The 22,671-nt window shown below is 62.6% G+C and carries 21 protein-coding genes, 2 tRNA genes and 1 pseudogene; 13 read left to right on the top strand and 11 right to left on the bottom strand.

Going from position 1 to position 22,671, the window contains the following annotated elements; genetic code table 11:
- Positions 1-114: 114 nt before the first annotated feature.
- Both NKL04_RS14515 and NKL04_RS14510 read right to left on the bottom strand, forming a co-directional pair.
- Positions 115-191 (bottom strand) — tRNA-Pro (locus NKL04_RS14515).
- A gap of 51 nt (positions 192-242) precedes the next feature.
- The gene (locus NKL04_RS14510) at positions 243-1,427 is read right to left on the bottom strand and encodes a flavin-containing monooxygenase (RefSeq protein WP_023701876.1); all 1,185 of its coding nucleotides are present in this window, start codon (positions 1,425-1,427) and stop codon (positions 243-245) included.
- 173 nt (positions 1,428-1,600) lie between these two features.
- On the opposite strand from NKL04_RS14510, the gene NKL04_RS14505 reads away from it, so the two are divergent.
- The 5 genes and pseudogenes from NKL04_RS14505 to NKL04_RS14485 all read left to right on the top strand — a co-directional run bounded on the left by NKL04_RS14505 (position 1,601) and on the right by NKL04_RS14485 (position 4,347).
- Positions 1,601-1,906 carry an ETC complex I subunit gene (locus NKL04_RS14505; protein ID WP_023670294.1) on the top strand — a complete coding sequence of 102 codons (306 nt, stop codon included), beginning with the start codon at positions 1,601-1,603 and terminating at the stop codon, positions 1,904-1,906.
- A 60-nt stretch (positions 1,907-1,966) separates the two neighbouring features.
- A tRNA-Arg gene (locus NKL04_RS14500) sits at positions 1,967-2,043 on the top strand.
- A gap of 50 nt (positions 2,044-2,093) precedes the next feature.
- Positions 2,094-2,415 (top strand): annotated as a pseudogene (locus NKL04_RS14495) (HigA family addiction module antitoxin).
- 706 nt (positions 2,416-3,121) lie between these two features.
- Positions 3,122-3,457, top strand: coding sequence for an antibiotic biosynthesis monooxygenase family protein (locus NKL04_RS14490; protein WP_023738659.1), 336 nt, complete (start codon positions 3,122-3,124; stop codon positions 3,455-3,457).
- Complete coding sequence (locus NKL04_RS14485) at positions 3,457-4,347, top strand: alpha/beta fold hydrolase (protein WP_023684769.1); 891 nt, start codon at positions 3,457-3,459, stop codon at positions 4,345-4,347. Before NKL04_RS14490 ends, NKL04_RS14485 begins: the two co-directional genes overlap by 1 nt.
- Before the next feature lie 45 nt (positions 4,348-4,392).
- Here the strand turns inward: NKL04_RS14485 and NKL04_RS14480 are convergent, their stop codons facing one another.
- The 6 genes from NKL04_RS14480 to NKL04_RS14455 form a co-directional block, all read right to left on the bottom strand.
- Entirely contained in the window at positions 4,393-4,977 is a 585-nt protein-coding gene (locus NKL04_RS14480) for a LysE family translocator (protein WP_280790913.1), read from the bottom strand.
- 137 nt (positions 4,978-5,114) lie between these two features.
- Positions 5,115-5,921, bottom strand: a complete 807-nt coding sequence (locus NKL04_RS14475; protein ID WP_023689053.1) for an ABC transporter permease — start codon at positions 5,919-5,921, stop codon at positions 5,115-5,117.
- On the bottom strand, positions 5,921-6,754 hold the full coding sequence (locus NKL04_RS14470; RefSeq protein ID WP_023701874.1) for an ABC transporter permease: 834 nt from the start codon (positions 6,752-6,754) through the stop codon (positions 5,921-5,923). The genes NKL04_RS14475 and NKL04_RS14470 overlap by 1 nt, the downstream gene beginning before the upstream one ends.
- 21 nt (positions 6,755-6,775) lie before the next feature.
- Entirely contained in the window at positions 6,776-7,891 is a 1,116-nt protein-coding gene (locus tag NKL04_RS14465; protein WP_023701873.1) for an ABC transporter substrate-binding protein, read from the bottom strand.
- Between the two features lie 82 nt (positions 7,892-7,973).
- Positions 7,974-9,065, bottom strand: a complete 1,092-nt coding sequence (locus NKL04_RS14460) for an ABC transporter ATP-binding protein (RefSeq protein WP_023701872.1) — start codon at positions 9,063-9,065, stop codon at positions 7,974-7,976.
- Positions 9,066-9,168: 103 nt separating this feature from the next.
- Entirely contained in the window at positions 9,169-10,065 is an 897-nt protein-coding gene (locus NKL04_RS14455) for a LysR substrate-binding domain-containing protein (RefSeq protein ID WP_023684774.1), read from the bottom strand.
- Positions 10,066-10,148: 83 nt separating this feature from the next.
- Here NKL04_RS14455 and NKL04_RS14450 point away from each other — a divergent pair, with 83 nt between their 5' ends.
- Both NKL04_RS14450 and NKL04_RS14445 read left to right on the top strand, forming a co-directional pair.
- On the top strand, positions 10,149-11,750 hold the full coding sequence (locus tag NKL04_RS14450) for a zinc-binding metallopeptidase family protein (protein ID WP_031193513.1): 1,602 nt from the start codon (positions 10,149-10,151) through the stop codon (positions 11,748-11,750).
- A 19-nt stretch (positions 11,751-11,769) separates the two neighbouring features.
- Positions 11,770-12,702, top strand: coding sequence for a dimethylarginine dimethylaminohydrolase family protein (locus NKL04_RS14445; RefSeq protein ID WP_023695542.1), 933 nt, complete (start codon positions 11,770-11,772; stop codon positions 12,700-12,702).
- A gap of 159 nt (positions 12,703-12,861) precedes the next feature.
- Here NKL04_RS14445 and NKL04_RS14440 read toward each other — a convergent pair whose 3' ends face one another.
- The 3 genes from NKL04_RS14440 to NKL04_RS14430 all read right to left on the bottom strand — a co-directional run bounded on the left by NKL04_RS14440 (position 12,862) and on the right by NKL04_RS14430 (position 14,529).
- Positions 12,862-13,278 carry an FCD domain-containing protein gene (locus NKL04_RS14440; protein ID WP_084568579.1) on the bottom strand — a complete coding sequence of 139 codons (417 nt, stop codon included), beginning with the start codon at positions 13,276-13,278 and terminating at the stop codon, positions 12,862-12,864.
- Positions 13,279-13,424: 146 nt separating this feature from the next.
- Positions 13,425-13,847 (bottom strand): hypothetical protein, encoded by a 423-nt coding sequence (locus NKL04_RS14435; RefSeq protein WP_023684778.1) that lies wholly within the window; start codon positions 13,845-13,847, stop codon positions 13,425-13,427.
- A gap of 130 nt (positions 13,848-13,977) precedes the next feature.
- Entirely contained in the window at positions 13,978-14,529 is a 552-nt protein-coding gene (locus NKL04_RS14430; RefSeq protein ID WP_031198104.1) for a cytochrome c, read from the bottom strand.
- Between the two features lie 482 nt (positions 14,530-15,011).
- Here NKL04_RS14430 and NKL04_RS14425 point away from each other — a divergent pair, with 482 nt between their 5' ends.
- The 6 genes from NKL04_RS14425 (at position 15,012) to NKL04_RS14400 (ending at position 22,667) form a co-directional block, all read left to right on the top strand.
- A complete protein-coding gene (locus NKL04_RS14425; RefSeq protein ID WP_084568578.1) occupies positions 15,012-16,574 on the top strand; it encodes a DUF2778 domain-containing protein in 1,563 nt (520 codons plus the stop codon).
- 174 nt (positions 16,575-16,748) lie between these two features.
- The gene (locus tag NKL04_RS14420; protein ID WP_023701869.1) at positions 16,749-17,534 is read left to right on the top strand and encodes a ThuA domain-containing protein; all 786 of its coding nucleotides are present in this window, start codon (positions 16,749-16,751) and stop codon (positions 17,532-17,534) included.
- 103 nt (positions 17,535-17,637) lie between these two features.
- Complete coding sequence (locus NKL04_RS14415; protein ID WP_023701868.1) at positions 17,638-18,696, top strand: Gfo/Idh/MocA family protein; 1,059 nt, start codon at positions 17,638-17,640, stop codon at positions 18,694-18,696.
- A gap of 21 nt (positions 18,697-18,717) precedes the next feature.
- Positions 18,718-19,119, top strand: a complete 402-nt coding sequence (locus tag NKL04_RS14410; RefSeq protein ID WP_023670313.1) for a GFA family protein — start codon at positions 18,718-18,720, stop codon at positions 19,117-19,119.
- 196 nt (positions 19,120-19,315) lie between these two features.
- A complete protein-coding gene (locus NKL04_RS14405) occupies positions 19,316-19,981 on the top strand; it encodes a hypothetical protein (RefSeq protein WP_023670314.1) in 666 nt (221 codons plus the stop codon).
- A gap of 7 nt (positions 19,982-19,988) precedes the next feature.
- Positions 19,989-22,667, top strand: a complete 2,679-nt coding sequence (locus NKL04_RS14400) for an OmpA family protein (protein WP_352723792.1) — start codon at positions 19,989-19,991, stop codon at positions 22,665-22,667.
- Positions 22,668-22,671: the final 4 nt, after the last annotated feature.

The following is a 22,671-nucleotide window of genomic DNA, read 5'->3' as shown; positions in this document are numbered from 1 at the left end:
CGATCGGCGAGCGGCTGCTGCTTGGGCAATGCGTGCCGCCATGCGCTACCGGCGAGGCAGCCATTGGCGACCTTGGGAGTGACCTTGGGCAAGGACTGGCTTTGTGGGAAAAAATGGTCGGAGTGGAGAGATTCGAACTCCCGACCCTCTGGTCCCAAACCAGATGCGCTACCAGGCTGCGCTACACTCCGAGGCCCTGCGGCGTATACGGTTCCGGACCCTGTCGCGCAACCCCTAAATCGTCAAACGGGGCTTGGCGGTCTGCGCTCCCGTGCAATCCTGGCTGCGATCGCCTTGGCCTGGATGCGGGCATTGGCGAAGCAGCCGCGGATGCTTGGCCGCATGCCGGTGAACCACAGGCCCGGCAGTTTCGGATCGCTGTCCGCGCCGTTGAACAGCGGCACGCCCTTTTCGTCGAGCACGCCGAGCTTGCCCAACATGGCCTCGAGCCCGGTGCGGTAGCCGGTCGCGGCGATGACGATATCCGGCTGGATCGTCGCGCCATCGTCGAAAACGACCGTGTCGCGGGTAAATTCCCGCACGGTTGGCAAGACGATGATCCTGCCGTCCTTGATGGCATCGACGGCGCCGTCATCGGTGGCGATGGCGGTATAATCCGACGCCAGCCGGCTTGCGCCGCCCGAAGGCGTCGGCGGCACGCCGTAGGCCGTGAGGTCGCCGAAGGCCCATCGCTGCGTCGCCGCCATCACCGCATCGGCGAGCTTGAACGGCAGCCGCGCCAGGATCGGCGAAAACCGATGGACGGCGATCTGGCCGAGGCGCTTGGGCAGCAGTGCCGGACCGTTGCGCGCCGACAGCCAGATCTGTCCGGTGCCGGCTGCCGCCAGGTGATTGAGCACGTCGAAGCCGGAATTGCCGGCGCCGACGACCAGCACTTTCTTGCCCGCATAGGCCTTGGCGTCGCCGAATGCGGCCGAATGGATGATGCGTCCGGCAAAGGCCTTCATGCCTTTCCAGGCCGGAATGAAGGGCTGCCGGTCGCGCCCGGTGGCGATGACGACATGGCGCGCCAGCCGCGGCCCGGCACTGGTCCGCACAAGCCAGTGGTCGCCCTCGAAGCCTATCTCCTCGACCGCGATGCCGAACTCGACCGGCAGCCGGTGCATGGCGCGGAATTCGTTCAGATGGCCGATGATGGTGTTTCGGTGCGGAAAGGCAGGGGTGCCGGCGGGAAAGGAAACGCCCGGCAGCGCCGAAAGGTCGCGGTGCGTGTTGAGATGCAGTCGCTCGTGCCGCCCGTGCCATGGCTCGGCCAGCCGGGCTTCCTTTTCCAACACCATCACAGGCACGCCGGTCTTGAGCAGCGCATGGGCTGCGGTCAAGCCGGCTGCCCCGGCGCCGATCACGATCGCGCCGTCGAAAATCGCTTGGCTGTCGGCCTCGGCGTGCAAAATCCCTGCGTCCATGCCTCTTTGTGTCACCATCATGACCATGACTTTTGATGCTACGCCAGTGTATCGGGCCGATGCCGCTGCCGAAGCGGCCTGGTTGCAGGCCGCTTCGGCCTTGCCGTCGGCAGTGTTGCACAGTATTGACTGAAATAAGGCGGCGCTACCGCCAACGCAGCTACGAGGTGCCCATGTCCGCGCGAATTTTCAGCCCAGCCAAAACCGCGATGCAGTCCGGCAAGGCCAAGACCGGCCATTGGGTGCTGGAATTCGATCCCGCCCAACGCAAGAAGATCGACCCGCTGATGGGCTACACCACATCGGGCGACATGCTGAGCCAGATCAGGCTGACCTTCGACACCAGGGAAGAGGCGGTGGCCTATGCCGAAAAGCAGGGCCTGGCCTTCCGTGTCGAGGAGCCGAAAGAGACCAAGCGCCGGCAGATTTCCTATGCGGAAAATTTCCGCTATGACCGCAGGATACCCTGGACGCATTAACCGGCGGTCAGCGCCTGGCACATAGACACCAGCCGGCCAAGATATCAAATGCCGGCCAGCGGTCCCGTAGCTCAGCTGGATAGAGCACCGGCCTTCTAAGCCGATGGTCACAGGTTCGAATCCTGTCGGGATCGCCAATTTTGCCGGGTCCATTCCGGACACATAGGTTACGGTTTGTACCTGGCATATGGGTAGCACTCTGAAGGTGTACGAACGAAACAGAACGACCGAGCGCTGCCCTTCCCATCCTGGCGCGTTGCTCGACGACATCGTTCCCGCCGCCGGCAAGACCAAGGTGGAAATCGCCAATCTGCTCGGAATCTCGCGCCCAGCAGCTCTACGATATCATCCGTGAGAAGAAGCCGGTATCGCCTGCCGTGGCCGCCCTTCTTGGCAAGATGTTCGGCGATGGTGCCGCGATCTGGCTCAGGATGCAGGCCGCGTATGATGCCTGGCATGCGGAGCGCGAAGTTGACGTTAGCGCCATCCCGACCCTGCATGCTGCCTGAAGGTAGAGCGCGTTCGCTGACGGCAGCGGTCCCGTAGCTCCGCCGGATAGAGCACCGGCCTTCTAAGCCGATGGTCACAGCTTCGAATCCTGCCAATAATTTCAATACCTTAGGTGAGGCGTCGCGGCGCCGGAGACTGAAGGTCGTCCTTGTTAGCCATCTACCGGTAAAGTTTCGGGTATTTGGCCCTCTCGCTTTGGCAACTTGCCGATCTCTGGGCCGCCATTGCGAAAGCCCTCTCATAGGTATGGATGGCCATGTTGAACTTTCGGGGGTCTGGGGTCAGGTGTTTGTCCCGCCCATCATACAAAAGGACCGGGACGGCGAAAATTGCTTTTCCGTCTTCCGTTGGCCTCAACGCCGGACATCTTTGCCTTACGCCAACGAGGTCACCGGCCATTCTGGCGGCCGAATTTAACCTTGCATCGGACATCCGAGCCAGGAAGTTGATGTTTTGCTGTTCCCCTTGTCCGGCCGAGGCAGCCGACAATGCGAGAAAATTCCTGCGGTGAATACAGCGAAAGCTAGACGTAGTTTCATTGTGCCCTCCCAAGTTGAGCACAAGAGAGCACGTTTGGACTTGACAGGATAGCCGCGTGTCCAGTGCAAGTTACTGTACGGAACCTTTGCCATACGTCGACTATCAGCCAGTTGTGCGGCCAGTCAGGATAGTCGGAACGCGGCGCGCCTTCGGGTGTTATAGGAGATGGCACCGAAAACCCCGACCATTGCGCGCATCTGGCGCGGCAGGACCTCGCCCGGCAGGGCCGACGCCTATGAGCGCTACAATTACGAGGCTGGTATCAAGCCGCTGATCGAGAAAGCGCTTGGCGTGCAGACTTTTCGCGAGGACACGCCGACGCATTCGGAATTCATCACCATCTCCTATTGGGAGAGCGTCGAGGCGATGGCCGCCTTTACCGGCGGCGATCCGCAAAGCATCCACCATCTCGACCGCGACAAGGAGTTCCTGATCGAATTGCCGAAGGGTGTCCAGGTGCTGCGAATCCGTTCCAGCCACGGACTGGTTGGCGGCAGCTGATGTTTGCGGGCTTTGACGCCAGGACCGTTCAAATGGAGGAGACATCGATCTTCGTCAGGGCCGGTGGCTCAGGGCCGCCGTTGCTGCTCCTGCATGGCTTTCCCGAAACGCATGTGATGTGGCGGGACATCGCCGTGGCCCTGGCGCCGCATTTCAGCGTGGTCGCCGCCGATCTGAGAGGCTACGGACAAAGCGGCTGTCCGGCTTCCGGAGCCAATCATGCCGCCTATTCCAAACGAGCGATGGCGCGCGACATGGTGCAGGTTATGGACGTTCTCGGTTTCGACCGTTTCATGGTTGCCGGCCACGACCGTGGCGGTCGCGTCGCCTACCGGCTGGCGCTCGACCATCCCGAAACCGTGTCGAAAGTCGCCGTTCTCGACATCGTCCCCACGGCCTCCGCCTGGGATCGGGCCGATGCCAGGTTGGCGCTGGCCTTCTGGCCGTGGAGCCTGCTCGCCCAGCCGGAACCGCTGCCTGAGCGCCTGTTGTCCGCAGCACCCGACGCAGTTGTCGACAATGCGATCGCCGGCTGGGGCTCGGCTCCAGATGCTTTTCCCGCTGAGGTCAGGGCCGCCTATATCGAGGCGCTGCGTGATCCCGCCCATGCCCACGCCATCTGCGAGGAATATCGCGCCGCCGCAGGCATCGACCGCGAGCACGACGCGCAGGACCAGGCTGATGGCTGTCGCATCAGATGCCCGCTGCTTGCGCTCTGGAGCGGCGAGGGCGGGTTGGAGAACTGGTATGCGGAGGAGGGCGGCCCGTTGGCGATCTGGCGGCAATGGGCTGATAACGTCGGAGGCGGCTCGGTCAAGGGTGGGCATTTCTTCCCGGAAGAGCACCCCGAAGACACGGCTGCAAGGCTGTCGAGATTCTTCGCAAGCTGACTACGGGCCGATTGCTAAATCCGGCCCTGTGTAGTCCTGTGTCGACTATCTCAGATGCCCGAGGGATTGCAGGATCAAAGTGCTCGAAAGACCAAGCAGGGCGATACCGTACAACCGGTCGATCCACACGGCGTTTGGCCCAGCCAGAAGCCTTGCAGCCCGCGCGCCAAGGGCTGCGTAAAACGTCAGCACAAACACATCGGCAAGCGCGGCGATAATGGCCAGGATGCCATACTGGATCGCGATCGGCTCATCCACGCGGACAAAATGCGGCAGGATCGCGGGGAAAAGCAGCCAGGCCGCCGGATTTGTGACCGCCACCAGGAAGCAGCGCCCAATGAGTGCCTTGGCTGAATGCCGTGTTTCGGGAACGTTAGGGTTGAACGAAGGTCGGGACGCGGTGCGCAGGGTACCGATGGCGACGAAAAGCAGATAGCCCGCGCCGAACATCCTGAGAGCCGAGAGATAGAATTCCGAAGCCAGCAGAAGAGCGCCGAAGCCCAGCGCGACGATGCTGATAAGAACGAAATCAGACAGTACGACGCCGGCCATGCCGAGAAACGCGCGTCGAAAACCGTAGCGGGAGCCGTTGGTGATGGCGAGCACGACGTCCGGTCCCGGAACCGCCATTCCGAGCACCGACACGAAGGCAAATGTCACCAGCGGCAGGTTTCCCATGACGCCGCGTAATGCACCCGGCGCTCACCGTCCGTAACGCCCTTCACACAGCGGCTTGGCTATCGCCGATTGTTGTTGGCCACCTTGGCTCAGTGCCCGCCGCGCATCTTCACCACCACAGTCCTCACCGCCAGGACCAGCACGGTGATGATGATCAGGATCACCGAAAGGGCTGCGATCGCCGGGTCGATGTTGTCGCGCAGGCCCATCCACATCAGCCGCGGCAGCGTGATGGCGTTGACCGAGGTGATGAACAGGGTCACGCCGATCTCTTCCCAAGACAGCACGAAGGAGAGAAGTGCAGCGGTGACGATGCCGAACTTGATGTTGGGCATGATGATGCGCGTCGCGCGTTCCCACACGCCGGCGCCAAGGCCGCGCGCGGCAAGGTCGATGCGGCGGTCGAGCTGGCTGAGCGAGACCAGGATCAGCACCGTGGCGAAAGGCACCGTCATCACCGAATGCGCCATGGCGACGCCGAGCCATGTGTCATAGCCAAAGAACGAGCTCATGCCCGAGATCGACGTCAGCAGGAAGTAGAGCGTGATCGCCGAGACCACCGGCGGCACCACCATCGGCAACAGCACGAAGCCGACAAGGGTGGCCGTGAAGCGCGGCTGGAACATCCAGACGCCAAGGCTGAAGCACAGCGCCAGCACGGTGGAGATGACGCTGCTGACGATGCCGATGCGGATCGACAGCAGGATGGCGTCGAGCCAGCGCGGATCCTCGATCAGCGCGCGGTAGTGGCGCAGCGACAGTTCGCCCGTCGGCATAGCCAGCATGCGGCTTGGCGTCAGCGACACCGGGATGACCGCCAGCAGCGGCAGCAGCAGGAACAGTGCCACCAGCACGGCGAGGATCAGCGAGACGGGACCGGGGCGATAGGTCGGCATCAGATCAGTTGCTTCGGTCTGACATAGCGGAACAGCAGCGCCATGAGCGCGCCGACGAACAGCACCAGCACGACGCTGATCGCCGCGCCCAGTCCCCAATCGGGACTCTGGAAGATGCGCAGATAGATCAGCTCGGCGATCATCACGCTGCGGCCGCCGCCGAGGATCGCCGGCGTGACGAAGAAGCCGAGCGAGAAGACGAACACGATCATCGCCGAACCGATGATGCCGGAGCGCGTCATCGGCACGAACACGGTCCAGAAGGTGCGCATACGGCTGGAGCCGAGCCCGCGCGCCGCGAGCAGCACGCGCTCGTCGAGGCTGCGCATGGCGGAGGCCAGCGGGAACACCGCGAAGGGAATGAGGAAATGCGTCATGCCGACGATGACGCCGAACTCGTTGCGCACCAGCGCCAGCGGCTCGGAGATGAAGTCGATCGATTGCAGCCAGGTGTTGATCAGGCCGCGGTTGGATAAAAGCGCCACCCAGCCGAAGGCGCGGGTCAGCACCGAGATCCAGAAGGGGACGAGAATGCAGAATTCAGCGATTATGCGCTGTGCCGGGCTGCCGCGCACCCACACCATGGTGATGGCGTATGCCGCCGCCACGGAAACCACGGTGACGATCAGCGCGATGCGCAGCGTGCGGATGAACACAGACTGCACCAGGGCATCGGTGGCGAGCGCGCCATACTGGCCGAGCCCCGGTGTCGGCAAGGTGACGCTCCACTTGACGACGCCGAGGAACGGCCAGGCGTAGGCCAGCACAAGGAACAGGAGCAGCGGCGCCATCAGCACCGCCGCGCCCATCCTGTCGGAGAGGGTGCCTCTCATCGAAGCTCGTGCCCGGCCTGGTCAGGCCGAGATGATCTTGGTGTATTCGTCGAGTGCTGCCCCGTAATTCTTGGCGTACCAGTCCATGTCGAGCGCGATCTGCTTCTTCATGTTTTCGGGATCGACCGGGTTGATGCGCTTCTTGTCGGCGGGGATCAGCGCATCGGCGGCCGGATTGGCCGGACCCTGTCCGAGCTTGTCGAACATCACCAGCTGCTTTTGCGGATCCTGGGCGCTGGCGATGAACTTCATCGCTGCGTCCTTGCCGCCGGGGTTGCCCTTGAGCACGGCCAGCGCGCCGGGCGAAATCAGGCCCTGATCCCAGATGAACTTGATCTTGCCGCCCGAGTCCTGCTCGATCAGCGAGGCGCGGGTCGACCACACGATCGCCATCGAGGCTTCGCCGTTGAGCAGCACGCTCTGGCTCTCGGCGCCGCCGCCCCAGTAAGCCACGACGTTTTCCTTGAAAGCGGCGATCTTGTCATGCGCTCGCTTCAGGTCGAGCGGGTAGAGCGAGGCCGGCGCGATGCCGTCTGCAAGCAGCGCTGCTTCCCAACTCGACACGCCCCATTTGTAGAGCGAGCGCTTGCCCGGAAACTTCTTCACGTCGAAGAAGTCGGCCATGCCGGTCGGCGCGTCCTTGCCGTATTTCTCGGAATCATAGGCGATGACATAGGAGAAGAAATAGGTCGACGCCGCGTATTCCCAGCCGAACCCCTCGCGCATCTTCTTCTTGTCGACGATGGCGTAGTCGATCGGCTCGAGCGCACCCTGCGCGCCGAGCGTGATGGCCGAGAACGGGTCGACGTCGACAAGGTCCCAGGTCGGCGCGCCGCTCTTGAACTGTGCGGCAATCGCGCCTTCGGTCGGGCCCGAACCGTCCATCTTGACGGCGATGCCGGTTTCCTTGGTGAAGGCCTGGCCGTAGGCGGCGTCATAAGCGGTAAGGGCATCGCCACCCCAGTTGACCAGCACCAGCTCCTTGGCCTGCGCAAAGGCACCGGTCGAGCGCAGCAGCATCGGTGTGCCGGCCAGCACGAGGGCTGCAAGCTGGGTGAATTGCCGGCGCGAAATCTCGCCGCGCACAGCCCGGGCGGTCAGCCCGTCCATGGCTTGTTTTTTGCTTTGGTTTGTCATTTTAGTTCCCCTTTTTCGTTTTGGTTCCGGTGGTTATGGCGCGCTCCAGATTCTTTGCTGGAAGACTTCGCCGTTCTCGTCGTCATCCTCCGTCCGGAAGGAGGAAACCCTTTTCCGCCGGCCATGTCAGCCAGACGGAATTGCCTTTGCTGAGTGCAGCCGCCGCGACCTCGTTCGGCACCGAGACGGTCACCTTGGCGCCCTGGCGTGTCGTCAGATCGAGTTTGGTCGCCGCACCCAGATAGGTCGAGCCGATGGCGGTGGCGGCAATGCCGTTCTCGCCGGCGGCGGCTTCGCGCGCGATCGACATATGTTCGGGCCGGATCGCCAATATGGCATCGCCACGGACTTTCTCGGCCTTGCAGAGCATGTTGACCGCGCGGTCCTCGCAGAGGCCCGTCGAGCCATTGTCGGCGGGCTTGACCCCCTTCAACGGCAGCATGTTGATCTCGCCAAGGAACTCGGCGACGAAGCGGTTGTCCGGCCGGTCGTAGACCTCGTCCGGCGCTCCGACCTGCAGCAATTTTCCGTGGTTGAAGATGGCGACGCGCGACGACAGCGCCAGCGCCTCGCTCTGGTCGTGGGTGACGAAGACGAAGGTGGTGCCGGTCTCCTGATGCAGCCGCTTCATCTCGGCCTGCATCTGGCCGCGCAGGCTCTTGTCGAGCGCCGAGAACGGCTCGTCGAGGAGCAGCACGCCGGGTTCGAACACCAAAGCGCGGGCCAACGCCACGCGCTGCTGCTGGCCGCCGGAAAGCTGCGCCGGCAGTTTCGTCTCATGGCCCTTGAGGCCGACGCGCTCGATCATCTCGGCAACGCGGCGCTTGATCTCGGAAGCCGATTTCTTGCGTACCTTGAGCGGGAAGGCGATGTTGGCCTCGACCGACATGTGCGGGAACAGCGCATAGCCCTGGAAGACCATGCCGGCGGCACGCTGTTCGGCCGGCCGCTCGGTGATGTCGATGCCGTCGCTGAAAAGCTTGCCGGCGGTCGGTTGCACGAAGCCGGCGAGGATCATCAGGAATGTGGTCTTGCCCGAGCCGGAGGGACCGAGCAGCGTCAAAAACTCGCCGCGGCCGATATTGAGCGTCAGGTCGTCCAGCGCCCGGAACGAGCCGAAGCTCTTGCCGATCCCGATTGCCTTGATCTCTGCGGCCCGGCCGGGTTGCTGCATCCTGCCTCTTCCTTGGTCGTGGCTTGAGCGTAGGGCAGGGCCCCGGCTCACCGCAACCGAATAGTTTTCGCCTGATCGGCAAATTTGATTCACGGATGGGAGGCTAGTACGGGCTGATCCGGTTCTCCGACAGCTTCGACCTCAACCACCCATTGAATGCTTCCAGCACCGGGTGGCTGGCCTTGGCATGTTCCGACACCAGGAAATACGAGCGCGGCGAGGGGATCGCGATATCGAAGGGGCGCACCAGACGGCCTTCGCTCAGCGCCCGGCGGCTGGTCAACTCGTCGCCCATGGCGATGCCCTGGCCGGCGATCGCCGCGGAAAAAACGAGGTTCATGTCCGAGAAGAAGATGCCGCCTTCGGTGTCGGGGTTTTCCACCTTGGACAGCGCCAGCCAGCGCGCCCAGTCCTCGGTGTCGCCGAGATGCAGGAGATTGGCGCGCAGCACGTCGGCCGGTTTTGAAAAGCCGCCGACCTTGTTGAGCAGTGTCGGGCTGCAAAGTGGCGTGAACGAGATTTCGCACAGCAACTCCACCGAGCGGTTCGGCCAGTTGCCGACGCCGAAGGCAATGAAGGCATCGGCGTCCGGATTGCTGACATCGTCCAGCCGTCTGGGCGTCAGGATCGACAGCGCCACGTCCGGATACATCTGCCGGAACTCGCCGATGTGCGTGCACAGGAACAGAGAGGCGAAGCCCGGCGTGCAGGAAACGGCGAACGAACCGCCGACGCCCGTGCCGGCCTGGCGCGTCACCGCATCGCCGAGCACCGTCAGCGCCTTTCTCACATCGGCGGCATAGCGCTGGCCGCGCGGTGTCAGCGCCACGCCCTTGCCGATGCGCTCCAGCAGGTCGAAGCCGAGGTCGCGTTCGAGCAGCCGCAACTGATGGCTGACGGCGCTGCGGGTCAAATGCAGTTCATCGGCTGCGCGCCAGACACTGCCGTGACGGGCAAAACTGTCGAGGGCGCGCAGCGCCTGTGTGGAAGGTATTCGCAAGAGGCCTCAGGTGAACCGAATTTGCATGAACCGGAAAAACATATCACTTTTTGCAATGCCGCTTCACTGCTTTCTTGGGCCGCATGGAGAAACCGGTGACGACCTCGGCGCAAGCCACCGCGCTTGCCTGTCTCGATAGCATCCAGCCGTCGCTGTCGGCGTGGACGCGCACCATTTTCGATTTCGGCGAAACAGCCTGGCGCGAATACCAGTCGGCGGCCTGGTATGTCGCGCGGCTGAAGCATGAGGGCTTTTCGGTCGAGGAAGGGTCGGCCGGCATGCCGACCGCCTTTTGCGCCCACTGGACGAATGGCCCGGGGCCGACCATCGGCATGTACGGCGAATACGACGCCGTGCCTGGCAACTGCCAGGACGCGGCAACGGTGAAGCGATCGCGGCCGGGCCTCGGCAGCGAGGCCGGCGGCCACACCGATCCGCATTCCGGGCTTGGCATTGCCGGCCTCGGCGGACTTCTCGCCACCAAGGCTGCAATGCAACGCCACGGCATCGAGGGGACGTTGCGCTTCACCGGCGAGCCGGCCGAGAAGGTCAGGGGCTCGAAGCCGATCCATGCGGCCAAGGGCTACTATGACGGCCTTGCCGGCATGATCTCCTTCCACCCCTTCTATATGCTGCCGCTCTGCAACACGGCGCGCTGGGACACGCATTGCGGCGCCGCCTATGCGATGATCTACCGTTTTGTCTGCGACGAACCCGAAAACTGGGTTCGCGCAAGCGATGGCGCGCCGATCCCGCAGGCGCATTCGGCGGTGCGGGCGCCCGGCGCCAACGACGCACTGATGACGATGTACATGACCTCCAAGGCGCTGCGCGATTCCATGCTGCCTCACCAGGGCGGCTGGTCGATCAGCGAGGCGATCCTCACCGCCGGGCAGGCGACCGCCGACAATCTGCCGGCGGGGCTGGCCGAGATCCAGTACATGATCCGCGTGCCGACCATTGCCATGGCAGAGCAGGTCACCGCGGTGCTCGACCGTAATGCGGCCGCGGCCGCGGCGATCAGCGGTTGTCGCTATGAGCGCCATTGGGTGTCGAAGTCGAGGCCGGGCCTCGCCAATCACGCCATGGCGGGGATTGCCTATGAGGCGCTGTCCACCGTTGGCGCTCCGAGCTGGGACGAGGCGGCGAAAGCGATCGGTCGCGAGGTCCAGGTCAATGCCGGCGGCACCGCGACCGACAACCCTTTCATCGACGAGATGGAGCGGCTGGTTGCGCCGCAAGAGGCCGAGGCAATCCTGCGCCGCGATTTGCCTCCGTCGCAGATCAACTCGACCTCCGACGACTACACCGACATGTCGTGGCACACGCCGACCGCACGCTTCTATGTCGCTCGCCCGGCGCTGCGCTCGGCGAATGGCCATGCCTATCCATCCTGGGCGATGAACGCGCTGGGCGGTATCTCGGCCACCATTGACCCGATGGTCATTTGCGCCGCCAAGACGGTTGCGCTTGCAGCCCTCCGCCTGCTCGAGGACAAGTCCGCGCGTGATGCAGCCATGGACGAATTCGTCACCCGCACCGGCGGCGGCATTGGTGGCTCCAACTGGATCGCGCCGCTTTGCGACTATGACCCGCCGATCAATTTCCGCTGGCCGGAATATGTCACCACCGCGCGCGGACGCGATTGGTGGATTCCGAGCAGCCAATCCAATCAAGCTGCATAGTCAAATCGAGGAGAACCTTATGACCGTCCATGATCGCATCATCGCCGAACCGTTCTCGCTGCAGCGCCGCAATCCCGCCGGCGGCACCAAGCCGCTGACATCATGGGGCTTTGCCAACGAGACCGACGTGCTGACAGACGTGTTGCTCGGCTCGCCAAACTTCCTGCGCCACCTCTCGACCAGCTCGCTCTCGCGCAAGCATTTGCGCGAAGCGCCCTGCAACGTTCAGATCGCCCAGGCGCAGCACAAGGACCTCGTCGCCGCCTATGAGCATTTCGGCGTCAACATCCACTGGCACGAGCCGACGCCGGAACTGCCGATGCAGGTCTATTCCAGAGACTCCAGCGTCATGACGCCCTACGGCGCCTTCATCACCGCCATGGCCAATTGGTGGCGGCGCGGCGAGAACTATGCCGCCATCCGCACCTATGAAAAGCTCGGCATACCCATCTACGACATGGTCACGGCTGGCACCTTCGAAGGCGGCGACTTCAACGTCATCGAGGAGGGCGTGGTGCTGATCGGCTGCGGCGGCGCCCGCACGCAGGAAGAGGGCGCCCGCCAGGTGCAGGACTGGTTCGAAAAGGAAGGCTGGGAAACGCGCCTCGCCTTCATCGACGAATATTACGTCCATATCGACCTGATGGTGGTGCCGGTCGCCGAGAAGCTCACCGCGGTGTGCCTCGCCTGCACCGAGCCCGGCATCGTCGACTGGCTGAAGGGCAAGGGCCACGAGATCATCGACGTGCCCTTCCAGGACACGATGGCGCTCGGCTGCAACTTCATGTCGCTCGGCAAGGACAGGGTGATCGCGCCGACGTCGAGCCAGTCGCTGATCGGCCAACTCAAAGCGCGCGGCTTCGAGGTTGCTGCCGTCGACATGAGCGAGATTTCCAAGACCGGCGGCGGCATTCACTGCATGGCGCAGGCGCTGAAGCGCGAGCCGGCGTAACGGCACGAATTGCCGCCGGGACCTGTGACGGACTGCTGCCAGATTTGACAAAACAGGCCTGGCAGAGGAAATTGATGCCATTAGAGGAGGGATTCTGTGAAGAAAACTTACGAAAAGCCGAGTCTGGCCAAAGCCGGCAAACTCGGATCGCTGGTCGCTTCAAACCCGTCGAAGCCCGCCCCCTGAGCGCAACCAGCCGCTGAAGGCCGAAATTCGGTCGTCCTGGTTATCGGCGACCGGATCGCGCTGTATGATTGAAGGGAGCCCGCCGGCTTTGAACGGCGGGCTTTTTGCTTTGCGCCAGAGCGCTGCCGCGTCTGCCGGCCAGTCCAATCTGCCCGAACCTGAATTGAACTTGCTCCGGGCGTTTTCCAGATGCGCCCGCATCGCTTGGCCGGCCGCTTCCGGGTCGCGGCGCTCGATCGCCTCGAACACCGCCTGGTGGCCGGCAAAACTCGTGCGGTTTCGATCTCCGTGTTGGCCACGTGGATGCGCTGATTGATCAGCCATTCGACCTAGCCGTTGATTTTGAAACCAAGCCAGCTTCCCCAAAAGATCATGCCCAAACAAAGCCATAGCGCGAAGACCACATGCGCGCCGTTCCCGCCCGCCCGGCGATCAGGGAGTGGCTGGCGTGAGATGGCCGCGCTGACGACGGAACGAGATCGCCTCGTCTGGCCGGCCGGACTCGCGACGGCGTGGTCCGGCCGGAGTTCCATCTGCTATGCGGGTATCAATACGGCGATGCGATGCACGCCGACCTCCTTGCTTGTATTCGTCGCTTCATCGGTCTTGCCCTTGGAGCAGGTGTACATATCACCCGTCTTGAGCTTGAATTCCTTGTCCGCTTTCTTGATCGTGAATGCACCTGAGGTAATGGTGCACACCATGTCGTTGTCCATCACGGTTTGAGGAGCATGTGCTCCGGGCTGAAACACAACGTCGATAATTGCGATGCTCTTGTAGGCGGGAATGTCTGCATTGCCGGTGCCGACCTCCACCACCCTGACACCGGGCGCAATCTCCTTGCCCTCTTTCGGGCCGTATTTCTTGATTTTTGCCGATGCCGCCAAGGTGAACAAAGGCGCTACCGCGGCGGTCGTCAGACCGAGGGCAATTGCAGACCTGCGATTCATGGTTTTCATTGCATCCTCCCGATGCTCGTCATGCATGGATATGCATGACTTCGATATATTAGCACGAGCGAATTTACTTGTATGCAAGCGGCTGGGGCGCAGGCCAGCAAAGGGTATCGCTCCGGCGGGTAAGTCTATTTCACTGTAGCTTCCGCCGGAACTTCGAATGACAGCTCGAGCAATCCTGCAGGATCAGGTGCAGGAGATGCTCCGCCGGCACTTTGGTAGGATCGACTTCCACGGTGCTCGGCCGCTTGCCGAGCAGGCTGCCGCCGCCCATTGCCGTGCCGGTGCCCATGCGCATGTCATCAGTGATGACGGCCGGCGCGCTTTGGGCCTTGGCGGCCAGCGCGCGCGCCAGCGCCCCGATATGATTTGCCAGCGCCTCGAATTCCGCCCGTGACTGATCGATCTCCAGCCTGGCCTGCGAAGGCGGTCCAAGCGAGCCGCTCGGAAATTCGGCAATCAGGGCAGGGCCGGTGCGAGCGCGCAGCGTGTCCGCTGCCGCCTTGAAGGCTGCGGCGTCATAGGCTTGCCTGCGGTCGAACATGCCGGCAATGGTTTTCGCAGCCGCCGCCATCTCCTTCATCGACGCCTGGCGGGCCGCGACCATCGGTCCGCCGCCGACGGAGGCGGCCATCGTAAGGGCACAGACCAGCCACAGCAGCGCCGCTTTCACAGTCCATCTCACGGCGCCATGTCCTTGCCCCATCCATCTGTGATCAGCCAGCCGCAGCAGGGGTTCGACCTGCAGTCGGATTCTTCGGTCGTGATGCCGGTTCTCATCGGTAAATTTCCGTCGCCGGAAGTCTCCGTCTCTGAGCGGATAGACCTTCCAGCCACCGGAAGGTCAACTGATTGAGAAGGCCGATCAGCGGGCAATCAGCACAGGCTTGCAGCAAGCTGACGCAGCGTTTCCTTGACTTGGATCGCAAAAACGGGCAGCAAGGCGGGGGTGAGGGAGAGCATTATACCGTGGCGCAGACCATGGAGTGCTCTTTTTTTCGTATCAGGCGCCGCATAATCGGTGGCTGATGGAGGGATTGGTTAACCAACTTTGTCCATCTTTTGATTCAATCGGCAACAGACGCGAAAGGTGCAGGGGGCACCAGCGAACTGTGGATGTCACGGATGCGAGGGTCGCAAGCCTGCATGCCGATTGAGAGTGGTTGTATGGCGTTTTTGCGTTTGAAAGACCGGGGCGACACTCCTGAACGGGGTTTGACTTCGAAGAGATCCGGCCAGCGCTGGGTGGTAGTGCCGGTTGTCGGCGCGGCCTTGGCGCTGTGGTCGGTGGCAACCATGGCCGGCCTCTATTCGCTCGGTACCTCGCTCACCGCAGCCTCCAACAGCCTTCCGCACAGTCTGCTTCTGCCGAACGCAGCACTTGCCGATTCGCGCCGCAGCCTCGCCAATTCGTGGGCGCCGCGGCTTTCGGCGCAAAAATCACAGGCCTCGCTGCTCAGCCAATGCGACGCCGGCTGCGCGCATGCCGCCGCGAACTTCGCGCATGACGGCAAGATGGCGCGGCTGAAGCCGGCCGCGCACGCTGTGGCCCCGAGCAGTGTCGCCTCAAACATTGCGCCAAACACCAGCGTCGCTCTCGCCACTTCGCGCGGCATGCGCTTCGACGGCGTGGTGGCCAAGGCAGAGCTGTCGCCGCAAAAGCTGGCTGCCGCCTTCGCCAAGGCCTCGAATGCGCCCTTCATGCTTGCTAGCCTTCCGGTCGCTGCCCGTTTCGCCGAAGTCCGGCTGCCCGATCAGCATGGCCCCGCCTCGGAACGCTTTGGGCCGGAAGTGGCTGAGATCGAACGCTCGTCGCGCCTGGCGCTGGCGCTGGCCAACAGCTTGCCGGAAGACGCTGACATGCTGGCCCCGCCGCCGGCCGTTGAAGCAATCGCCGGAGGGCAGGATACTGAGCAGGCCGAGGTTCAGGTCGCTTCGCTGCCGCCGCAGGACGATCTGCCCGACAACATTGCGTTGCCGGGTTGGCGTCCACGCGCCGAAACCGCTCAGCCTGCCGAGGCTCGGCAAGCCAGCAAACCCAGGGCAGTCAAGCCACAGACCGACAGGACGGCCGAGAGCCCCGCACCCCAGTCGCCGGGCAATTCGTCGCCGCGCTCGCCACGCAGTACTTCGGAGGTCGCCGCACTGCCTGGCGTGCCAGACAGCCAGAGCATCCAATCAAGCCGGATCAAGCCTGGCAAACGGTCGAAGACACAGGCCGGCGAGATGCTGGCCTATGCCAAGCCGGACGTCCCGGCGGGCGGTGTCGGTCGCGCCTTCAAGGATCTGTTCGCCACGCCCGGAATGGGCGGCGGCGTCGCCGTGTACGATATCTCGGCCAAGACCGTCTATATGCCGGACGGCTCGCGGCTGGAGGCCCATTCGGGGCTGGGTTCGATGGTCGACCAGCCGCGCTTCGTGCACAAGAAGAATGTCGGCCCGACGCCGCCCAACACCTATGATCTGCGACTGCGCGAATCCCGCTTCCATGGCGTCGAGGCGCTCCGTCTCACTCCCGTCAGCGGCGGCAACAAATACGGCCGCGACGGCCTGCTCGCCCACACCTACATGCTGCGCGGCGGCCGTGCGGAATCCAATGGCTGCGTCGTCTTCAAGGACTACGCCCGCTTCCTTGCCGCCTACAAGAAGGGCAAGATCAAGCGCCTCGTCGTCGTGCCGCGCCTGACCAAGCCGCTGACGCGGGTCGCTCAGGAAGGCCGGGGAGCGTAAGGCAGTAGGCAGTAGGCAGTAGGCAGTAGGCAGTAGGCAGTAGGGCCCAGGAGCGTCCATCGCCTGTTGATTGTTTTTCTGCCCCTATTGCCTATTCCCCACTGCCTATTCCCTTTTCACCCCCAGGCAGACTATGAGTGACCCCTGCGGGTCGGCTTCACCACGAGGACATCCATGACAATACGCGCTGTCGTTTGGGGCGAGAACATCCATGAGCGGACCAATGAGGTGGTCGCAGCCCTCTATCCCGAGGGCATGCACACGACCATCGCCAAGGCGCTGAATGCCGACAAGGCGATCTCCGCCTCGACCGCCACGCTCGAGCAGCCGGAGCACGGCCTGCCGGCCGACCGTCTGGCCGAGACCGACGTGCTGGTCTGGTGGGGCCACAAGGATCATGGCGCGGTGGCCGACGAGATCGTCGAGCGCGTCGCCCGCCGCGTTTGGGAGGGGATGGGGCTGATCGTTCTCCATTCCGGCCATTTCTCGAAAATCTTCAAGCGGCTGATGGGCACGCCCTGCACGCTGAAATGGCGCGAGGCGGGCGAGCGCGAGCGGCTTTGGGTGACCAGTCCCAGCCATCCGATCGCCGAGGGCGTCGGCGAATATTTCGAGCTCGAGAATGAAGAAATGTATGGCGAGCAGTTCGCCGTGCCCGAACCTCTGGAGACCGTCTTCATCTCCTGGTTCCAGGGCGGCGAGGTGTTCCGTTCTGGGCTGACCTATCGCCGCGGCGCCGGCAATGTCTTCTACTTCCGCCCGGGCCACGAGACCTATCCGACCTATCACGACGCCAATGTGCACAAGGTGCTGCGCAATGCGGTGAAGTGGGCGCACAATCCGCAGGGCACCAAGTCGGCGATCCTCGAGGCGCCGAACGTGCCGGTCGAGAAGGCGCTGGAGCCGATCGTCGAGCGCGGCGGCAAGCTGCACGCTTCGGGCGAGGCCGGCTTCCGCTAAAGCAAAATCCAGGAAAAAAGGCGTAGCGGTTTTCCGCATGGGTTTCCTAGACCGTATCTGCGCCATATGATTGAATCGAACCAATTCGCTCGGAGTGCAGAGAATGCGGCTTTTGATACTGGGTACCGGCTGGATGGCGCAGGAGCATGCCCGCCGCTTCGGCGGTATCGACGGCGTCGAGATCGTCGGTGCTGTCGACGTCGATGAAAAGCGCGTTGGCGAATTTGCCGACGGGTTCAAGATACCGAAGCGATTCACATCGCTGGAAGACGCGCTGGCGTGGGGCGAGTTCGATGCGGTCGCCAACGTCACGCCCGACCGCATTCACCACCCGACCACCATGGCGCTGATCGCGGCCGGCAAGCCGGTGCTGTGCGAAAAGCCGCTGGCCGAAGACTTCGGCAAGGCAAGCGAGATGGCCAAAGCGGCTGAGGCCGCCGGCATCGTCAACATGGTCAATCTCACCTATCGCAATGTCGCTGCCTTGCAGAAGGCGCGGCAGATGGTGCTGGCCGGCGAGATCGGCACCGTCCGCCACGTCGAGTCCTCCTATCTACAGAGCTGGCTGGTCTCGAAATTCTGGGGCGACTGGCGCACCGACCCGAAATGGCTGTGGCGGCTGTCGCGCGACCACGGCTCCAACGGCGTGCTCGGCGATGTCGGCATCCACATCCTCGATTTCGCCAGCTATGGCGCCGCACTCGATGTCGACCACGTGTTTTGCCGGCTGCGCACCTTCGACAAGGCGCCAGGCAACCGTATCGGCGAATACGACCTCGACGCCAATGACAGCTTCGCCATGACGCTGGATTTCTCCAACGGCGCCTTTGGCGTCGTTCACGCCAGCCGCTGGGCGACCGGCCACATCAACGAATTGCGCCTGCGCATCTATGGCGACAAGGGCGGCATCGAAGTCGTGCACAATCTCGAGGGTTCGGAACTGAAGGCGTGTGTCGGCGGGGGTATCGAGAACGCCAAATGGCAGGTGCTCGACGCCGGCACGGTGCCGACCAATTACCAGCGCTTCGTCGATGCGGTTCGCAGCGGCGTGCAGGCCGAGCCTTCATTCCACCATGCCGCCGAACTGCAGAAGGTGCTGGATCTGGCCATGGTTTCGGAACAGAAGCGGACGGAACTGAGGGCCAGCGCCGATACGCAGTGATGTGAAGGGGAGGAAGAAACAATGGTCACGCGCCGCGCGCAATGTCTCTGCGGCCAGCTTTCAGCCGTCTGTTCGGGCGAGCCGGTGCGCATCTCGGTCTGCCATTGCCTCGACTGCAAGCGCCGCACCGGCAGCGCCTTCAGCTACAATGTCCGGTTTGCGCAAGCTGATGTATCGATCGAGGGACGGGCGAAGCAGTTCACGCGCACCGGCGACGAGGGCGGCCGCGTCATCTACAATTTCTGCCCGGAGTGCGGCGCCGCCGTCCACTATCGCATCGACACGCAGCCCGGTGTGATCGCAATTCCCGTCGGCGCCTTCGCCGACCCGTCGTTCCCGCCGCCCTTCCAGTCTTTTTACCACGAAAGCCGTCGCTGTGAGTGGGTCGAGATCAACGCCGAGCCGCTGGCGACGTTCGACTGAAGGCCGCTTTTTGGATACCCGGAACCGTCCGCACGCTCCGCGCCTTTGAGAGGGCATCGCCCCTGATTGCCATTGCCGAGCCGTTAGCCACCGCGCTCGGCTGCCCCATGAATAGGCATAAGTCAAGACGAATCCGGCTTGCGGCCCGATTGCTGACATGCTTACCTGACGGCATGTGTTCAATGGGGGTATATGGATGGCTAAGGAATCTTCGAATTCCGCTTCTTCAGAAAAGAAGGCGGACGTAAATCTGATAGGTAACACAGAAGGAAACGGGCTGAACTTCATGGGAGTTCAGGCCCGCGAAAACGGAACCGCCGGCGACGCCGTCGGTGTCGACAAGATCCGTGACCTGCTCTTCGGCAACCAGATGCAGGACTATGACCGCCGTTTTTCCAAGCTTGAAGAACGGGTGTTGCAGCGCTTCAAGGATGTCGAGTCCGAGGCCAAGCGCAATCTCGAAATGTACGAGTCGAATGCAAAGAAGCAGATCGATTCGCTTGCAGGGCAATTGCGGAGCGAAAAAGATTCACGAGCCGATGCCGACAAGGAGATCGACCGGAATCTTCGCGAGCAAAACCAGGCTCTTGAAAAGCAGGTGCGCACGTTGTCGGATCAGTTGAGCGCGCTCGAGCGCGACGTTTCGGACCGGATAAATCGAAACGATCATTTGCTGCGTGAGGAAATCAAGCAGAAGAATGAAGGCGTTCAGATGCTGATCGAGAAGATGTTTGCCGACCTCAGCAACGTCAAGACCGACCGAAATCTTTTGGCTGGCCTGTTTGTCGAGGTTGCAAAATGTCTCAATCAGGATCCCGTCGGGAGCAAGAGCAACTCGGACCGCAGCTGGAAAGTGAGTTGATGGGACCTTGACGTCCACCGTCGACCCATTCAACCTTCCGCAAAGAACAGCCTCGAACGATACAGAGATTGATCGCGAGGCTCTGGCTCGTCTTTTGATCGAAATTGCCCGGAACGTTGATCCGGACTACCGTGCGCAGTTCGAGGCGGTTCCAACCGCCGATCCGCGCATGGAAACGCTGCGGCAGTTGCTGGTCAGCCGCGAAATCTCGGAGCTTTCACGCGTTACGCATCTGCTCGACGAACCCGAGCAGCTTGCGGCGGCCGTGGGCGACGTTCTTCCCAGTGCTGCCGGACGAGCGCCTTACGCGCAACTCGGCGAGGCGCTTGCGCCAGCTGTCGAACGGGCTGTGCAACGGTCGATCCAGAAGAGCCCGCGCACGCTGACGGACATATTGTACCCCGTGTTTCTGCCGGCAATTCGGAAGTCGATCGGCGAAAAGATCGACCAGACCTTTCAGTCGCTGAATGAAACTCTAAGGCACATATTCACCTGGCACGGGCTCAAGTGGAGACTTGAAGCCTGGAGAACAGGGGCAAGCTTCTCGGCAGTTGTTCTGAAGCATTCCCTTGTCTACCGTGTGGAACATGCGTTTCTCATTCATCGGAATTCCGGCCTTTTGATAGCGCATGTAACGGCCGACAATGCAACGAGCGAAGATCCTCAGCTCATTTCTTCGATGCTCAGTGCGATTCAGGATTTTGTAAAAGACTCATTCAACGAGAAAGAGCAGAGCGGCCTGGACACAATCCGTTTCGGCGAGCTTCGTCTCTGGTCGGAAGTTGGACCGTTTGCGACCCTGGTTTCGGTGATCCGGGGAAATCCGCCGGAGGAATTGCATGAAATCGTTCGCGATGTGTTGCTTCGCATCCATGAGGAAAGCTCACAGGCCTTAGAGCAGTTTGACGGCGACGGTTCGCAGCTGGCCAGCGTAGAGGCGCAGTTGCAGACCTGCGTCGAGCTGAAGCAGGAGGAATCAAACGACGGATTTCCGTGGCTGGTGGCGGCCGTTGCCCTGTTGCTCTTGAGTCTGGCAGGCGGTTGGTACTTTCTTTCCTGGCAATCAGCGCAGCGCTGGCAGGCTTACGTGTCGCGCTGGCAGGCTTACGTGTCGCGAGTGGAGGCCCAGCCGGGCATCATCGTTGCCGAACAGCAGGTACGCGATGGCCAGTTCTATATTGCCGGCCTGAGGGACCCGCTTGCCGTCGACCCGCAGTCGCTGTTGTCAGGCACGGGAGTCGATCCGGCCGGGGTTCATCCGCAATGGCAATTTTATCAGAGCCTTGAGCCGGAGTTCGTGCTGAAGCGGCTGACGGCGTCGCTGGCTCCGCCGGATTCAGTGCGACTTTCGATTGTCGATGGCCGCATCGTCGCCGAGGGTGAGGCTCCCGACACCTGGATCAGCCGGGCGCGCGCGGCGGCCCAGCAGCTTTCGGCAGGCGGGCCGGTCTTCGATATCTCGGGGGTTCGTGACGTAAGCCCCCAAGTGCGCGAGGCGGAGCGCTGGCACGCCTATGTGTCGCGACTGGAGACCCAGCCGGGCATCATCGTTGCAGACCAAAAGATAAGCGACGGCCAATTCTATATTGCCGGCCTGCGAGACCCGCTTGGCGCCGATCCGCAGTCGCTGTTGTCGGGAACAGAGGTCGATCCTGCCCGGGTTCATGCGCAGTGGCAGTTCTATCAGAGCCTTGAGCCGGAGTTCGTGCTGAAGCGGCTGACGGCGTCACTGTATCCGCCGGATACAGTACGACTTTCGATCGTCGATGATCGCATCGTTGCCGAGGGTGAGGCTCCCGACACCTGGATCGATCGCGCGCGCGCGGCGGCCCGGCAGCTTTCGGCAGGCGGACCCGAATTCGACATCTCCAAGGTTCGTGACGTGAGCCCCGAAGCACGCGCGGCGGAGCACTGGCAGTATTATGTGTCGCGACTTGAGGCCCAATCGGGAATCATCGTCGCCCAACAAAGCGCGAGGGGCGGACATTTCTACATTTCCGGCTTGAGAGACCCGCTTGCCGCCGACCCGCAAGCCCTGCTGTCTGGAACGGACGTTGATCCTGCCCGCGTTCATGCACAGTGGCAATTCTATCAGAGCCTTGATCCGAAGTTTGTGGTGAAGCGGCTGACGGCGGCGCTGTCCCCGCCGAAAACCGTTCAGCTCTCGATCATCCAGGGTCGCATCGTGGCCGTGGGTGAGGCTCCTGCCGTCTGGATCAACCGCGCGCGGGCCGCCGCTGAACAACTTTCGGCGGACGGAGTGGTTCTGGATGTCTCGCAGCTGCGTGAGCTGAACCTCGCAGAACTTAATCATTTGAGGCAGGCGATCCAGACGACCGATATTTTCTTCTCTTCCGGCAAGGTTGTGCCGGGACCGGAGCAGACGCCGGTTCTCGACAGGTTGGCGGATCAAATAAAGGAATTCGCCCAGAGTGCCCGCAATTCCGGCGTAACGGCGAGGTTCATGTTGACCGGGCATTCGGACACCACGGGCCGTGAGACGGCCAACGCGTCGATCAGCGCCGCCCGCGCCGAGACAGTTCGTGCGCTTCTCAACAAGCGCGGCGTTGCTCCCGAACTGCTGCTGGTTCGGGGCGCGGGCACTTTTGAGCCGGCTGTACCTGAAAACAGTCTAACCGGTAGCTCCACCAATCGCCGGGTTTCGATTACGGTAAACCTGGACTAGCGGA

The organism is Mesorhizobium sp. C264A (assembly GCF_040324515.1).
In the GTDB taxonomy this organism is placed as follows: Bacteria; Pseudomonadota; Alphaproteobacteria; order Rhizobiales; family Rhizobiaceae; genus Mesorhizobium.
This window is presented reverse-complemented; position numbering and strand designations above follow the sequence as displayed.